A 14,944-nucleotide genomic window follows, 5' to 3' on the forward strand; every position below is an offset into this window, starting at 1 on the left:
AGTGCGTCCGCAACCTGAAGAGGTGGGTCGTCGTGTCCGACGGGCAGAACTGGATTCCGCAGAGCGTCGACGTTTCGGTGCCGAGTGCGGCACGCGTGTACGACTACCTCCTCGGAGGCGCGCACAACTTCGCGGTCGACCGCCTGATGGGCGACAAGGCCGAGGAGATGATGCCGAACTCGCGCAGCGCGGCCCGGCTGAACCGGGCCTTCCTGCGCCGCGCGGTGCGGTTCATGACCGACCAGGGCGTGCGGCAGTTCCTCGACATCGGTTCGGGCATCCCGACCGTGGCCAACGTGCACGAGGTCGCGCAGGAAAAGGCCCCGGAGTGCCGAGTCCTGTACGTGGACCGCGATCCCGTGGCGGTGGCGCACGGCGAGCTGATCGTCGCCGGCAACGACAGGGTCGCCGTGCTGCAGGCCGACATGCGTGATCCCGAGAGCATCCTCACGAGCGCGGAGGCGAACCGGCTGCTCGACTTCGACCAGCCGATCGGGGTGCTGATGCTGTTCATGGTGCACTGGGTGCCGAACGACGCGGACCCGCAGGGACTGCTCAAGCGGTACCGCGAGGCGCTGGCGCCCGGCAGCTACCTCGCGATCTCGCACATGGCCGGTGACCACGTGAACGACGAGGCCAGGTCCGTGACGGACCGGATGGCGAAGTCGGGCGGCGGTGACGTGACCTACCGAGATCGTGCCGAGATCGAGGGCTTCTTCGGTGATTTCGAGCTGGTCGAACCGGGTCTGGTCAAATTCGCCGAATGGCGACCCGGTGGCCCCGGCGACATCTCCGACGACCCCGCGGTGAACCGGATCGCGTTCGCTGGCGTCGGTCGCAAGCCATAGAAGATATCGATAGAGTGAAGTCGATTCACGCTGCCGGTTGAGGTGGGATCGACAGTGCGTGGGTAAACTGCCGTACCTCAAGAGCCCATTGCGAGGCAGCTCCCAATGTCCAACCCGAGTCGAATAACTCGTGTAACGCCCTCGCCGCAGGACAATGCGCGGGCGCGGATGACGCTTGCCCGGAAATGGTCGTACAAGCTGCTCGGTTCCGTCGCGATTCCGCTGGGACGCGACGACCTCGACCAGGAGCTGGCGCTCCGCCTGGACGCGCTGTGCTCGATGCTGCACGCGGAGCCGTTCGCCACGACCCCGATCGAGGGTGCGGGCGCGGATCTGGCCACGCTCGGTCACCTCGGCAAGCACGGCCTGCGCTGCACCGCCGAGGTGCTCGGCAAGGGCCTGCTCGCGCTGCCCGAGTTCCAGCCCGTCTCGCAGTACGCGGAACGGATCGCGCTCGCGATGGGTGCGCTGGGCGCCGGTTTCACCGCGGCCAACGCGGAATCCGTGCTGGCGCAGCAGGAGAGCATGCAGCGGTCGTTGCTCAAGGCCGTCCGCGACGCCAACTGGAACCTCAAGGAGAGCGAGGCCCGCTTCAACGAGGTCGTCACGTCGTCCACCAACGGCGTGCTGATCGTCGACCTCGACGGCGGGCTGAACACCGTGAACGAGGCGATCGGCGAGATCCTCGGCCGCACGCCGGACGAGCTCGTCGGCACGCCGTTGCTGGACCTGATCGAGCCCGCGTTCACCGAGATGCTGCGCGACGCGATGACCGACCTCGCCGCCGGTGTGACCGACCGCGTCCAGCAGTCGCAGCGCTTGCTGCGCGAGGACGGCGAGTCCGCGCGGGTGACGCTGACGGCGTCGATGCTGCGCGGCGCCGACGGCAAGCCGAACCACTTCGTCGTGGTGGTCGAGGACGGCACGGAGCTCGAACTGCTGCAGAGCGAGCTGAAGCGGCAGTCGTTGCACGACCCGCTGACCGGCCTGCCGAACCGCCAGTTCTTCACCACGCAGCTGGAAACGGCGCTGCGCAAGGCCGATCCCGAGCACGGCATCACGGTCTTCCACCTCGACCTCGACGCGTTCGGCATGCTGCGCGACAGCTTCGGCGGCCGCGTCGTCGAGCGCTACCTCCAGCACGTGTCCGGACGGCTGAAGGCGTTGCTGGCGGGCGAGAAGGTCATGATCGCGCGGTTCGGCGGCGACGAGTTCGGCATCCTGCTGGAGAACACGGCCTCGACGCCCCGCATCGACACGATCATGAAGAGCATCAACGCCGACCTGATGTCCGAGCCGACGTTCGTCGACGGCCACGGCCTGTCGGCGTCGATGAGCGCGGGCGTCGTGCACCGGCCGTCGAGCGACACCGAACCGCTCGACGTGCTGCGGTCGGCGGAACGTTCGTTGCGCCGCGCCAAGAAGGGCAGGCGCGGGCAGTGGGAGCTGTTCCACGCCGGCCAGGACGCCGAGGAACGGCGCGACGACGCGCTGGCCGTGGCGATGCCGGCCGCGTGGGAGGACGGCGAGATCACCGTGCGGTACCGGCCGGTCGTGCGGCTGGCCACCGGAACCGTCGCGGGCGTCGAGGCAGAGCTGTTCTGGGACGCGCCTTCCGGTCAGCTGGACCACGACCGGTGCGCGGGCCTCGCCGAGCAGACCGGTCTGATCCTGCCGCTGGGCGGCTGGCTGCTGAAGGTCGCCGGCGGCCAGGCGGCGTGGTGGCGGCAGCGCGAGCAGTTCGACCTGCCGCTGGCGGTCCGGCTCACCGCGCACCAGGCGTCCGACGCGGACCTGGTCTCCCGGGTCGTCGAGGTGCTCGACGGGATCGGCGTGCCGCCGGAGATGCTGATGGTCAGCGTGCCCGGCGGGGTTCTGGTGCTGCCCGACGCGGTCGACAACCTCGCGGTGCTGACCCGGATGAACGTGCTGACCGCGATCGACGACTTCGGCATGGGACCGCTGGACTTCGGCCTGCTCGCGTCCGACGTGCCGGTGCGCGCCGTGCGGATCGCGCGCGACCTGGTGGCGTCGCGATCTCCTTACGTGGCGGCGTTGTTGCCGTTGCTGCGCGAACGCGGAGTGCGGATCGCCGTCGAGGGGATCGAGGACGCGGAGCAGGCGGCGTGGTGGCGGGACGCCGGCGCGGACTTCGCGACCGGCGACCACTTCGGGGTGGCGCGTGAGGCGGGCGAGTTCCTGCTGGATCTCCGGTGACCGGACGGGGTCGGGGTCACGTCCGGCCACCGGAGGAGTCTGTTCAACCAGTGAACTTCGCCAGCGCCTTGGTGAATTCGTAGGTCTGCTGGCTGATGCCGCTGCATGAGGAGCTCATTGCCCCGCAGTTACCGCGGTCCCGATTCACGGCCCAGAAGCTCACCCGCGCCAGGTGCTTCGAGTTCGCCCAGGTGACGATGTCGCGGAAGTTCTGCGGCGTGACGGTCTCGCCGGTGTCGGTCCTGCCGTTCGTGGACGACAGGCCGCTGCGCCGGTACGCCGCGTCGTCGGTCAGCCCGAACGTCGACTTGACGTGGTTCTTGAGGCCGTCGACCGCGGACTTGGTGTAGGCGAGCATGTCGCCGCCGCTGCCCCAGTCGAAGGGCATGACGGCCCACGTGTCGACCGGGGCGTTGAGCTCCTTCGACCGCGTGACGAGCCGCTTGCCCCACGAGTTGGGGCCGGTCCGGTCCGTCGGCATGGTGATGACGGTCTTCACGCCGGGGTTGCTATCTGTCAAGAAGGTAGACGAAATCGGTGGCTCGGGTGGTTCCAGGCCGGGTCGAGGTTGGACGAACTGGGGGCTGAGGGGCGCTTCATCCCTCTGAACTGCGCAGTTCCCGGGTGCGGGTGCCGTCGGAGGTGATGCCACCACGGCCATCGGCCACCGGCTCCAGCAACCAGCGGCCTCACTCGCCCTGCCCACGCCTGCGGTCCGCGCTCCGCCGCCGCAGCCCGCGCTGATTGTCCGCGCCCGCTGCTGCCCGCGCCCGCATCCGCTGCCTGCGCACGCCTGCACCGCCACCGCCACCGCCACGACCGCCGCCACCGGCCCCGCCCATTGCTCTGCCATCGCCTCCGCCACCGCCTCCGCCTCCGCCATCGCCTCCGCCTCCGCCTCCGCCACGGCCTCCGCCACCGGTCCCGCACTCCGCTCCGCTACGCCTCCGCCTCTGCCTCCGCGTTGCCGCGTCCGCCGAGCCCGTCCCACCTGCCCGTCTTCGGTCGCCGACCCCACCTCTCACCGGGGCTTTCGTGCCTCGCCGACCCCGCCTCGACGATCTTGTCGGTGGCGCGTGGTGCAATCGGTGTGTGGCACTCGCACCCCAGCTGGTCCGCCGGAAGCCGGAGACGCGCCCGCGTCCCCGGTGGGACGCCGCTGCCCAGCGGGTCTTCGACACCGAGGGCTTCGTCCGCGTGCTCGGCGGGCCCGGCACCGGCAAGACGACGTTGCTCGCCGAGCTGGCCGCCCACGTCGTGCTGGAGCAGGGGGCCGATCCCGAGAACGTGCTGGTGCTCACGGCGAACCGGCGTGCCTCGGTCGCGTTGCGGGCGCGGATCACGCAGCTGTTGACGGGGCGGCTGCAGGCGATCCGGGAGCCGTTGGTGCGGACGGTGCACTCGTACGCGTTCGCGGTGCTGCGGAACCAGGCCGTGCTCATGGGGGAGCCGTCGCCGCGGTTGTTGTCAGGGCCCGACCAGGACGCGATGGTGCGGGAGCTGCTCGCCGGTGACGTCGAGCTGGGGGCGTTGCAGTGGCCGGAGCGGTTGCGGCCCGCGCTGGAGTTGCCCGGGTTCGCGCACGAGCTCAGGGATCTGTTGCTCAGGGCGGCGGAACGCGGGCTGGGGCCCGAGGACCTGATCGCGCTCGGTGAGGAGCACGGGCGGGACGTGTGGGTGGCGGCCGGGCGGTTCGGGGCTCAGTACGAGGCCGTGAACCTGTTGTCCGGCATGGACTCCGCCACGGCGTACGCGCCCGCTTACGACGCGGCCGAACTGGTGTCGTCGGCCTACGCGGCGTTCGTGAACGACGAGGACCTGTTGTTCGCGGAGCGGCGGCGGATCAGGTACCTGCTGGTGGACGACGCGCAACACCTCGACCCCATGCAGTACTCGCTGATCCGGTCGCTCGGGTCGCAGGCCGCGCGGTTCGTGCTGGCGGGCGATCCGGACCAGGCGATCTTCACGTTCCGCGGGGCCGATCCGGAGATCCTGCGGGACGCGGACGGCGAGACGGTGGTGCTCAGGCAGTCGCACCGGATGATGCCCGAGGTCAGGGACGCGGTGGCGCGGCTCGCGGCACGGCTGCCGGGTGCTTCGCCGGCGCGGGTGGTCGACCCCGTGGACGGTGAGGGGTCGGTGCAGGTGCGGCTGCTCGCGTCGTCCGCGCAGGAGGCGGCGTGGGTGGCGGACCAGCTGCGGCGCTCGCACCTCGCGGACGAGGTGCCGTGGTCGCAGATGGCCGTGGTGGTGCGGTCGGCGACGTTGTCGTTGCCGGTGTTGCAACGGGCGTTGCTCGCGGCGGGCGTGCCGGTGTCGGTGTCGTCGGACGAGCTGCCGCTGGCGCAACAGCCCTCGGTGCGGCCGTTGCTCGCGTTGATCAGGGCCGCGGCGGCGCCGGGGTCGATGGACGAGGACACGGCGTCGATGCTGCTGTCGTCGAGCTACGGCGGCGCGGACCCGTTGGCGTTGCGCAGGTTGCGGCGCGGCCTGCGCAGGCTCGAGATGGCGGCGGGCGGGGACAGGCCCAGCGGTGAGCTGCTGGTCGAGGTCGTGGAGACCGCGGACCGGCTGGCGGCGCTGGAGGACGTCGAGTCGATGCCCGCGCGCCGGATCGGGCACCTGCTCTCGTTGGCGCGCAAGGCTGTTCAAGAAGGCAAGTCCGTCGAGGTCGTGCTGTGGGACCTGTGGACGGCGACCGGGCTGCAGGAGCGGTGGGTGGCGCAGTCGGCGCGGCGCGGGATGCCCGGCATGCAGGCCGACCGCGACCTGGACGCGATCGTGGCGTTGTTCGAGGCGGCGGCCAAGTACGTCGACCGGTTGCCGGGGTCCGGGGTGGCCGGGTTCGCGGACTACCTGGAGTCGCAACGGATCGTCGGCGACACGCTGGCCGCCTCGGCGCCCACCGGCGAGGCGGTGACGGTGCTGACGGCGCACTCGGCGGCCGGACGCGAGTGGGAGGTCGTCGCGGTGCCCGGGGTTCAGGAGGGCAGCTGGCCCGACCTGAGGCTGCGCGGCACGGTCCTGGGCGTCGAACGCATGGTGGACGTGCTGGCGGGCCTGGAGCCCTCCGTCAGCGCGGTCGCCCCGATCCTCGCCGAGGAACGGAGGCTGCTGCTGGTCGCGGCGTCGCGAGCGCGGTCCAAGCTGCTGATCAGCGCGGTCCGCGGCGAGGACGAGCAGCCGTCGCGGTTCCTCGACGAGATCGAGTCGTCCGCTGAGGACGAACGCAAGCTGCACCGCCCGCAACGAGGTCTGGTGCTCGGCGAACTCGTCGGCGAGCTCAGGAGGGTGGTCTGCTCGGACACCGAACCGCCCGAGCGGCGCGAACGGGCCGCCACCCAGCTCGCCAGGCTGGCCGAGGCGGGCGTGCCCGGTGCGCACCCGGAGTCCTGGTACGGCCTGGCCGAGGTGTCCATCGACGCTCCACTGTGGACGGAAGACCAGAAGGTCAGCGTGACGCCCTCGACCATCGAGGTGATCACGAAGTGCCCGCTGCGCTGGGTCGTCGAACGGCACGGCGGCCAGGACCCGGCCGAGCTCGCCTCGGTCACCGGCACGCTGGTGCACGCCCTGGCGCAGGCCGCCTCCAGCGGCGCGGACTCGAAGCAGCTGCGGGAGAAGCTCGACGAGGCGTGGGCCGCGGTGGACGCGGGCGCGCCCTGGTTCTCCCGCCGCGAACGCCTGCGCGTGGAGAAGATGCTCGACACGTTCCTCGCGTGGCTGACCATGAGCCGCAACCAGCTCACCCAGGTCGCGGTCGAGGAGGAGATGGTCGTCGAGGTCCCCAAGCGCGACGGCGGGCCGTGGTTGCAGGTCAGGGGCCGCGTCGACCGGCTGGAAAAGGACGAGAACGGCCGCCCGGTCGTGATCGACCTCAAGACCGGCAAGAGCCCGGTGTCGAAGGAGGCGTCGCAGGAACACCCGCAGCTCGCGGTGTACCAGCTCGCGTCGTCGCTGGGCGGCTTCACCCACATCGGACTCGGCACGGAGCCGGGCGGCGCGCGCCTGCTCTACGTGGCGAAGGAGGACAAGAAGACAGGAGCCGTCGAACGCACCCAGGCCCCGCTCGACGAGCAGGGCGTGCAGGCGTGGCTCGAGGTCGTGCAGGGCGCGGCGGAGTCCGTGCTCGGGCCCGAGTACACGGCGCGGGAGAACGCGGACTGCGACCGCTGCCCGGCGCGCACGACGTGCCCGGTGCACCCCTCCGGGCGTCAGGTGAGTGAGTAAGCGTCGTTGACCTGCATGTTTCCTGAACCAGAACGGTCGGCGAACACACCGTCCCGGGTGGTGCGGACGCGCACGGGCCGGGTAGGAAGATGTACCGGTGACCGTCAGCCCGTTTGAGATCGCTGAGGCGCTCGGGCTGAACAAGCCGACTCCCGAGCAGGCCGAGGTGATCGCCGCACCCGCGCAACCCGCGCTGGTCGTGGCGGGCGCCGGCGCCGGCAAGACCGAGACCATGGCCGCGCGGGTCGTGTGGCTGGTGGCGAACGGGCTCGTGCAGCCCGACCGCGTGCTCGGCCTGACGTTCACGCGCAAGGCCGCGCGCCAGCTGGCGGACCGCGTGCGGGCGAGGCTGCGCAGGCTCGCGGGATCGTCCCTGCTGGACGAACTCGACCCGAGCGGCGAACGCAAGATGGCCGTGCTGACCGGCGAACCCGTCGTGCTGACCTACCACGCCTACGCGGGCCGTCTGGTGACCGAGCACGGACTCCGGCTGCCGGTGGAACCCGGCGTGCGGCTGCTCACCGAGACGGCGTCCTGGCAGCTCGCGCACCGGGTCGTGTCGACGTGGGCGAAGGACCTCGACACGGACAAGGTGCCCGCGACGATCACGGGCTACCTGCTGTCGCTCGCGGGCGAACTCGGCGAGCACCTCGTGACGCCCGAGCAGCTGGAACGGCACGCCGCCGAGCTGACGGCGTTGATCGAGAACGCCCCGCGCGCGCCGAGGCAACGCGAGGCGCTGCCCGAGAAGCTCAAGGAAGTGGTTGCGGCGCAACGGTTGCGGGTCGCGCTGCTGCCGTTGCTCGACGCCTACCAGCAACGCAAGCGCAAGGAAGCCGCGCTCGACTTCGCCGACCAGATGTCGCTGGCCGCGCAGCTCGCCCAGTTCGAGGAGGTGGCCTCGGGCGAACGCGAGCGGTACGGCGCGGTGCTGCTGGACGAGTACCAGGACACCGGTCACGCGCAACGCGTGCTGCTGCGGTCGTTGTTCGGCGACGGCAGGCCGATGCCGGTGACGTCGGTGGGCGACCCGGCGCAGGCCATCTACGGCTGGCGCGGCGCGTCCGCGGCGAACCTGCCGCGCTTCGCCGACGACTTCCCGCCGACGAGGAAGTTCGGGCTGCTGACCAGTTTCCGCAACCCGCCGGAGGTCCTCGAGCTCGCGAACGCCGTCTCGCTGCCGTTGCGCGAGGCCGGTCTGGACGTCGAGGAACTGCGCGCGCGGCCGGGCGCCGGTCCGGGTGACGTCCGGCTCGCGCTGCACGAGAACATCCGCCAGGAGCTCGACTGGATGGCGGACAACCTGGCCGCGCAGTGGGAGGCGCACCTCGACGCCGAGGGAGAGCCGCCGACCGCGGCCGTGCTGGTGCGCCGCCGTTCGGACATGGCCGCCATCGCCGCCGCGCTGCGCGAACGCGGCCTGCCCGTCGAGGTCGTCGGTCTCGGCGGCCTGCTCGACGAACCCGAGGTGCGCGACCTGGTGTCGGCACTGCGGGTGCTGGTCGACCCGCTGGCCGGCACGGCCGCCGCCCGGCTGCTGACCGGCTCGCGCTGGCGCCTCGCGGCCGTCGACCTGGCCGCGCTGTGGAAGCGGGCGCGCGAACTCGCCGGTGTCGCACCTCGACAGTCCGTTGTGGACGATCCGCTCATGGTGCTCGCCGACGCCCTGCCCGGTGAGCACGCGGAGCAGGCGGGCCTGGCCGACGCGCTGGACGACCCCGGCGACCCGGACGCGTACTCGCCCGACGGGTACCGGCGCGTCCGCCGGCTCGGCGGTGAGCTCGCGGCGTTGCGGCGCAGGCTCGACCAGCCGCTGCCCGAACTCGTCGCGGACGTCGAACGCACGTTGCTGCTGGACATCGAGTCGATGTCGCGGCCGGGCATGGTCGGCCGCGCCCACCTCGACGCGTTCTCCGACGTCGTCGCGGACTTCGCCGCAGCCTCGCCGTCGGCGACGCTGTCGTCGCTGCTCGACTACCTCTACACCGCCGAGCACGCCGAGGACGGCCTGGAACCCGGCGAGGTCGAGGTCTCCGAGGACCGCGTGCAGATCGTCACGGTCCACTCGGCGAAGGGCCTGGAGTGGCACATCGTCGCGTTGCCGCACCTGGTCCGCGACGTGTTCCCGGGCCGCAAGAAGTCCTCGTGCTGGCTCAAGAACGTGACGGAGCTGCCCGCCTCGCTGCGTGGCGACTCGGCCGACCTCCCGGTGCTGAAGCTGTCCGCCGGCTACAACCGCAAGGAGGTCGACGAGGCCCTCGCGATCCACACGGAGGAGTTCGAGGAACGCCGGCTCGTCGAGGAGCGGCGGCTGTTCTACGTGGGCGTGACCAGGGCCGAGCACAGCCTGCTGATGTCGGGGCACTGGTGGTCGGAGGCAGGCGACAAGCCGAAGGGCCCGTCGGTCTTCCTGCGCGAGATGCACGAGGTGCTGCAGCGGGAGAACCCACCGGGCGACATCAGCGCGTGGGCCGACGAACCCGAGCCGGACACCCCGAACCCGCTGGCCGAGGACGTGAAGTCGTCCGTCTGGCCAGCCGACCCGCTGGGCAAGCGCCGCGACGCCGTCGTCGAGGGCGCCGAGATGGTGCTGGCCGCCCTCGACCGGTTGCGCAACGCCCCGCCGGAGCCGCTGGCGTTGATCTTCGACGAGGAGGAACCGCAGGCGGAGGTCGTCGACGAGGACTACCCGCCGCCCACCGACGAGCCCCCGGACGACGACTTCCCGCCGGAGCCCGAACCGCTGCCCGACGACGTGGTGCCCGACGACCCGGAGATGCCGGAGGACGCGGACCCGGAGGGCTGGGCGGCCGACGTGGACGTGCTGCTGGCCGAACGCGCCGCGTCGCAGAACCGCCGCGAGCAGGTGCTGCTGCCCGAGCACCTGTCGGTGTCGCAGCTCGTGGAACTGGCCAAGGATCCGGACCTGCTGGCCCGCAGGCTGCGCCGCCCGCTGCCGTTCCCGCCGAACCCGCTGGCCCGCCGCGGCACGGCCTTCCACACCTGGCTGGAGAACCGCTTCGGCGCGACCCGGCTGCTGGACCTCGACGAACTGCCCGGAGCCGGCGACGCCGACGCCTCACCGGACGCCGACCTCGAACGCCTGAAGGAGTCGTTCCTCGCGAGCGACTGGGCCGAGCGGACCCCGCACGACGTGGAGGTGCCGTTCGAGGCGGAGTTCGACGGCATCTCGGTGCGCGGCCGGATGGACGCCGTCTACCGCGACCCGGACGGCTGGACGGTCGTCGACTGGAAGACCGGCGCGGTGCCGGACGCCGAGGCGTTGCCGGCGCTGTCGGTGCAGCTCGCGGCGTACCGGCTGGCGTGGGCGGCGCTGGTGGGAGCGCCGCTGGAGCAGGTGCGGGCGGCGTTCCACTACGTGCGGCACGACCACACGGAACGACCGGCCGACCTGCTGGACGAGCAGGGCCTGAAGGACCTCATCCGGTCCGTGGGGTGAGTCAGGACCGGCTGGGTCAGGACTGGGGGCTGGAGTTCGCCGGCGCGTGCGCTTCCTTCAGCACGCGTTCGTAGAGGACCTCGAGCAGCCAGCGCCCGAAGAGCGACGGCCCGAACTCCGGTGAACGGTCCTCCGGCGGCACCATCAGGTCGGCCGAGCTGTCGTCGGCGACCACGACGCCGATGCCGTAGTAGTCGAGTTCGATGAACGACCAGGCCTGGGACTCGTCGGTGCGGGGGAGCATCACCGCGCACGGGGCCAGGGTCAGCAGGGTGCCGCACGACTGGAGCGCGCGGTCCGTCGTGGACTCGCTCACCAGCACGCCCACGAGTTCGACGGCGGCCACCGGGAGGCGGTCGTGGGCCTCCGGCTCGAACCAGGAGCGGAACCACGACGGGTCCGATCTGGGCGGCCAGCCGTTCGCGGTTCTCCACTCGTGCACTTCGGGGAGGAGGCGCACGACGGCGGACACCTGCTGACCCAGGACGGCGACGTCGGGTACGACGACTCCGTCCCAGTCGAGCGCGGTGGCGGCGCGCTGGAGAAGCGTGTGCACAGGGCGCATCCTAGGGTTCCTCGCGCGGAAAATGACAGCGTTTGCGGGGGACTTGGTCAAGGATTACCCAGGGTGGTCATGGAGACGCTTTGGCGACTTTCCAGGCCCATGCGACGAGCGGGATCTGAAGAGGCAGACGGCCGTAGGCGATGGCGCGGGCTTTGGGGGATTTGTCCCGGAAATCCAGAGCCATTTTCACATTCGCCGGGAAGACCGCGACGAACAACGCGACGGCGGCGAACGCGCCCAGGCGGCGGGTGCGCGGGGTGGCGACGGCCGCGGCGACCGCGAGTTCCGCTGCTCCGGACACGTAGGTCCACTGCCGCGGGGTGCCGGGCAGCGAGCGGGGAACGATCGCGTCGTAGAACTTCGGCCGGGCGAAGTGGGTGACTCCTGCCAGGCTCAGCAGCGCGGCCAGGGCCAGCGCCGACCTCGTTCGGGAACGGGTTGGTTCCATGGCGTCACCATGTCATGCCTACGCCGCGTAGGCGAGGTGGGGCTGGCCTATTGTCCACGGGCGTGGCAGGTGATTCTCGTCATTCCGAACCTCGTGAACGCGCGGCTGTCGCCGCCCTGGCCGACTCGTTCGTGGCCGGGCTGTGCGAGTGGATCAAGATTCCCGGTATCGGCGTCGACCCCGCGCACCACGCCGACGTGCGGAGATCCGCCGACTGGCTCGCGGACCGGCTGACCGCGGACGGCTGGCCGGAGGTCGCGGTCTGGGGTGACGGGCCGGCGCTCCCGGCCGTGTTCGCGTGCTGGCCCGCCGAGGACCCGCAGGCCCCGACCGTGCTGGTCTACGGCCACCACGACGTGCAGCCCGTCGATCCGGTGCAGCGCTGGGAGCATCCTCCGTTCGAGCCCGTGATCAGCGGCGACGAGATCCGCGGCCGGGGCGCGAGCGACGACAAGGGGCAGGTCGCGATGCACCTGCTCGGCGTTCTGGCACATCTGGCGGCCACCGGGCAGAAAGCGCCGAGCGTCACGCTGAAGCTCTTCGTCGAGGGCGAGGAAGAATCGGGTTCGCCGCATCTGCGAAAGCTCCTCGAAGATCACCGGGAATCGCTCGCGTGCGATCTCGTCGTGTTCACCGACACCGCATTGCACGATCGCGACGCGCCGACCGTCAACACCGGACAGCGCGGTGTTCTCGGCGGCGAGATCACTTTCTCCGGCGGTACCGACGACGTCCATTCCGGACGCGCGGGCGGTGCCGTTCCGAACCCGGCGACGGCGCTCGCGAAACTGATCGCCGCGCTGCACGACGACGACAACCGGATCCAGCTCGACGGTTTCTACGACGACGTCCGCGAACCGTCCACGGCGGAACGCGCCGACTACGCCTCGCTGCCGTTCGACGAGCAGAAGTGGTTGCGGTACAACGGCGGCGGCGCCCAGGCCACGCACGGCGAGACCGGTTACAGCACCCTGGAACGGATCTGGGTGCGGCCGACCGCCGAGATCAACGGCATCAGCAGCGGCTACACCGGCCCCGGCCTGAAGACGATCATCCCGGCCTCCGCCACCGCGAAGATCAGCTTCCGGCTCGTGCCCGACCAGCACCCGGACCGGGTGCGCGAGCAGCTCAGCGCGTTCGTCGAGCGGCACACCCCGCCCGGCATCCGCGCCGAGGTGAGTTTCCGGGGTGAGGGCGTGCCGCCGTACGCCATCAGCCCGGACGACCCGGCCAACGAGGCCGTCCGCGAGGCCATGAACCTGGCCTTCGACCAGCCCGTTCGCTTCGCGCGGGCAGGCGGCTCGGGCCCGGCGGCGGTGCTCCAGCAGTTCCTGGGGGTGCCCCTCGTGTACCTCGGCGCGACGTTGCCGGATGATCGCGTCCACGCGCCGAACGAGCGCGTAGTGGTGCCGTTGCTCCTCAAAGGCGCGGAGGCGGCTGCCCACCTGTGGCGGACGCTCGCCCGAGCGGAGATCGCGAAGAGGTTGTCCCGATGAGCCTGTCCGAGGAAGCGTCGCACTCGCTCGTCGGCGTGATCAGGATGCCGGACAAGGTCGAGAGCCCTGTCCGCGCGATCCTGAAACGCGTCGTCGGCGCGATGGCGGCACTGCTGCTCGCGGTGATGATCGTGTACCTGGACCGCGACGGCTACCGCGACGTGAACGAGGACGGCGTCTCGCTGCTCGACGCCTTCTACTACGCGACCGTCTCCCTCTCGACGACCGGCTACGGCGACATCACGCCCGCGTCGTCGTCGGCACGCCTGGTCAACGTTCTGGTCATCACGCCGTTGCGCGTCCTGTTCCTGATCGTGCTGGTCGGCACGACACTAGAAGTTCTCACCGAGCGCTCCCGTCAGGCGTTGCGCATTCAAAAGTGGAGGCGGGTTGTGCGGGACCACGTGGTGGTCGTCGGGTACGGCACGAAGGGACGGTCCGCGGTAGCCGCACTGCTCGGCGACGGCGTCGACCCGGGCTCCATCGTCGTGGTCGACACCGTGCAGGAGTCGCTCGACGCGGCCACGGCCAAGGGCCTCGTCGTCGTGCACGGCTCGGGCACGCGCAACGACGTGCTGCGGGTGGCCGGAGCGGCACGGGCCCGCGCGATCGTCGTCGCCCCGAACCGGGACGACACGGCCGTGCTGGTGACGCTGACCGCCCGCGAACTCGCGCCCAAGGCCCAGATCGTCGCGTCCGTCCGTGAACGCGAGAACGAACACCTGCTGCGCCAGTCCGGTGCCGACTCGGTGGTGGTCTCGTCCGAGACGGCGGGGCGGCTGCTGGGCATGGCCACCGCGACGCCGTCGGTCGTGGCGATGGTCGAGGACCTGCTCACGCCCGACCAGGGGCTCGCGATCTCCGAACGCGACGTCGAGCCGGGCGAGATCGGTGGTTCGCCGCGGCACCTGCCCGACATCGTGCTGGGCGTGGTGCGCGGCGGGACCCTGTACCGGGTGGACGCGCCGGAGGCCGACGCGATCGAACCGGGGGACCGGCTGCTGTACGTCAAGAAGGTGACGCCGCCCGGCGAGGAGTGACCGGACGGGCCGGGTGCTCGCACGAGCACCCGGCCCGCGGGACGACTCAGAAGGTCGAGCGGATCCAGGCCTGGTCCGGGAACCGGGCGCACTCGAACTGCTCGAACGGCTGCAGGTCCGCGGTCCCGCGCACCAGCAGGCACTTCTGGCTGTTGACGTTGCGCAGGTAGATCCCGGAGGGGCTGTCCGGGTAGCTCTCGGCCGTCCAGTACTGGTCCGCGAAGTCCAGGCAGGTGAACTGGACGACGGGCGCGTTGTTGTCGGTGCCGCGGACGAGCATGCACTTGCCGCTGTTCTCGTTGCGGATCTGGAACTGCCGGTTGCCCTTGTCGACGATGACCCACTTCTGGTCGACGAAGTCCAGGCACTGGTACTGGACGACGGGCTGGTTGTCGGCCCCGCCCTGGGCCAGGGCGCACCTGCCGCTGTTCAGGTTCTTGATCCGGACGCCGGCGTCGGCGGCGTTCGCGGTCTGCACGGCGCCGGTCAGGGCGAGCGCGGCGGCGAAGAGCGCGGCCGCGAGTCTGTTCGTCACACGCTTCAAGGTGTCCCCCAGGCTGTCGGGAGCCAGGGGTCATCGCCGCGTCAGGCCGACGGATCGCGAAGCCCCCAGCTCAGATCCGGGCACCACGGTAGGCGG

At 71.1% G+C, this 14,944-nt stretch carries 10 protein-coding genes; 6 read left to right on the forward strand and 4 right to left on the reverse strand.

Annotation, left to right across the window (positions count from 1 at the left end):
* Positions 1-32: 32 nt before the first annotated feature.
* Positions 33-848: an SAM-dependent methyltransferase gene (locus QSK25_RS41645; protein ID WP_285646845.1), complete on the forward strand. Its 816-nt coding sequence runs from the start codon at positions 33-35 to the stop codon at positions 846-848.
* Between the two features lie 168 nt (positions 849-1,016).
* Positions 1,017-3,065: a putative bifunctional diguanylate cyclase/phosphodiesterase gene (locus QSK25_RS41650; protein WP_285646846.1), complete on the forward strand. Its 2,049-nt coding sequence runs from the start codon at positions 1,017-1,019 to the stop codon at positions 3,063-3,065.
* Positions 3,066-3,108: 43 nt separating this feature from the next.
* On the opposite strand, the gene QSK25_RS41655 is transcribed toward QSK25_RS41650, so the two are convergent.
* Complete coding sequence (locus QSK25_RS41655) at positions 3,109-3,564, reverse strand: glycoside hydrolase family 18 protein (RefSeq protein ID WP_285646847.1); 456 nt, start codon at positions 3,562-3,564, stop codon at positions 3,109-3,111.
* Positions 3,565-4,157: 593 nt separating this feature from the next.
* On the opposite strand from QSK25_RS41655, the gene QSK25_RS41660 reads away from it, so the two are divergent.
* Positions 4,158-7,295 carry an ATP-dependent helicase gene (locus tag QSK25_RS41660; protein ID WP_285646848.1) on the forward strand — a complete coding sequence of 1,046 codons (3,138 nt, stop codon included), beginning with the start codon at positions 4,158-4,160 and terminating at the stop codon, positions 7,293-7,295.
* 97 nt (positions 7,296-7,392) lie between these two features.
* A complete protein-coding gene (locus QSK25_RS41665) occupies positions 7,393-10,755 on the forward strand; it encodes an ATP-dependent helicase (protein WP_285646849.1) in 3,363 nt (1,120 codons plus the stop codon).
* Between the two features lie 16 nt (positions 10,756-10,771).
* Here QSK25_RS41665 and QSK25_RS41670 read toward each other — a convergent pair whose 3' ends face one another.
* Together QSK25_RS41670 and QSK25_RS41675 are read right to left on the reverse strand one after the other, a co-directional pair.
* A complete protein-coding gene (locus QSK25_RS41670) occupies positions 10,772-11,311 on the reverse strand; it encodes a hypothetical protein (protein ID WP_285646850.1) in 540 nt (179 codons plus the stop codon).
* A gap of 76 nt (positions 11,312-11,387) precedes the next feature.
* Positions 11,388-11,768 carry a DoxX family protein gene (locus QSK25_RS41675; protein ID WP_285646852.1) on the reverse strand — a complete coding sequence of 127 codons (381 nt, stop codon included), beginning with the start codon at positions 11,766-11,768 and terminating at the stop codon, positions 11,388-11,390.
* Positions 11,769-11,830: 62 nt separating this feature from the next.
* On the opposite strand from QSK25_RS41675, the gene QSK25_RS41680 reads away from it, so the two are divergent.
* Both QSK25_RS41680 and QSK25_RS41685 read left to right on the forward strand, forming a co-directional pair.
* The gene (locus tag QSK25_RS41680; protein ID WP_285646853.1) at positions 11,831-13,264 is read left to right on the forward strand and encodes a M20/M25/M40 family metallo-hydrolase; all 1,434 of its coding nucleotides are present in this window, start codon (positions 11,831-11,833) and stop codon (positions 13,262-13,264) included.
* Positions 13,261-14,304, forward strand: a complete 1,044-nt coding sequence (locus QSK25_RS41685; protein ID WP_285646854.1) for a potassium channel family protein — start codon at positions 13,261-13,263, stop codon at positions 14,302-14,304. The genes QSK25_RS41680 and QSK25_RS41685 overlap by 4 nt, the downstream gene beginning before the upstream one ends.
* Positions 14,305-14,350: 46 nt before the next feature.
* On the opposite strand, the gene QSK25_RS41690 is transcribed toward QSK25_RS41685, so the two are convergent.
* A complete protein-coding gene (locus QSK25_RS41690; protein WP_285646856.1) occupies positions 14,351-14,839 on the reverse strand; it encodes an RICIN domain-containing protein in 489 nt (162 codons plus the stop codon).
* Positions 14,840-14,944 lie beyond the last annotated feature (105 nt).

Origin of the sequence: Lentzea sp. NBRC 102530, assembly GCF_030269365.1 — a bacterium.
GTDB lineage: Bacteria > Actinomycetota > Actinomycetes > Mycobacteriales > Pseudonocardiaceae > Lentzea.

Bases quoted from the DNA above. Each gene is read 5' to 3' on its own strand.
- QSK25_RS41650 (WP_285646846.1), top strand. From the start codon at position 1,017: ATGACGCTTGCCCGGAAATGGTCGTACAAGCTGCTCGGTTCCGTCGCG.
- QSK25_RS41675 (WP_285646852.1), bottom strand. From the start codon at position 11,768: ATGGAACCAACCCGTTCCCGAACGAGGTCGGCGCTGGCCCTGGCCGCG.
- QSK25_RS41685 (WP_285646854.1), top strand. From the start codon at position 13,261: ATGAGCCTGTCCGAGGAAGCGTCGCACTCGCTCGTCGGCGTGATCAGG.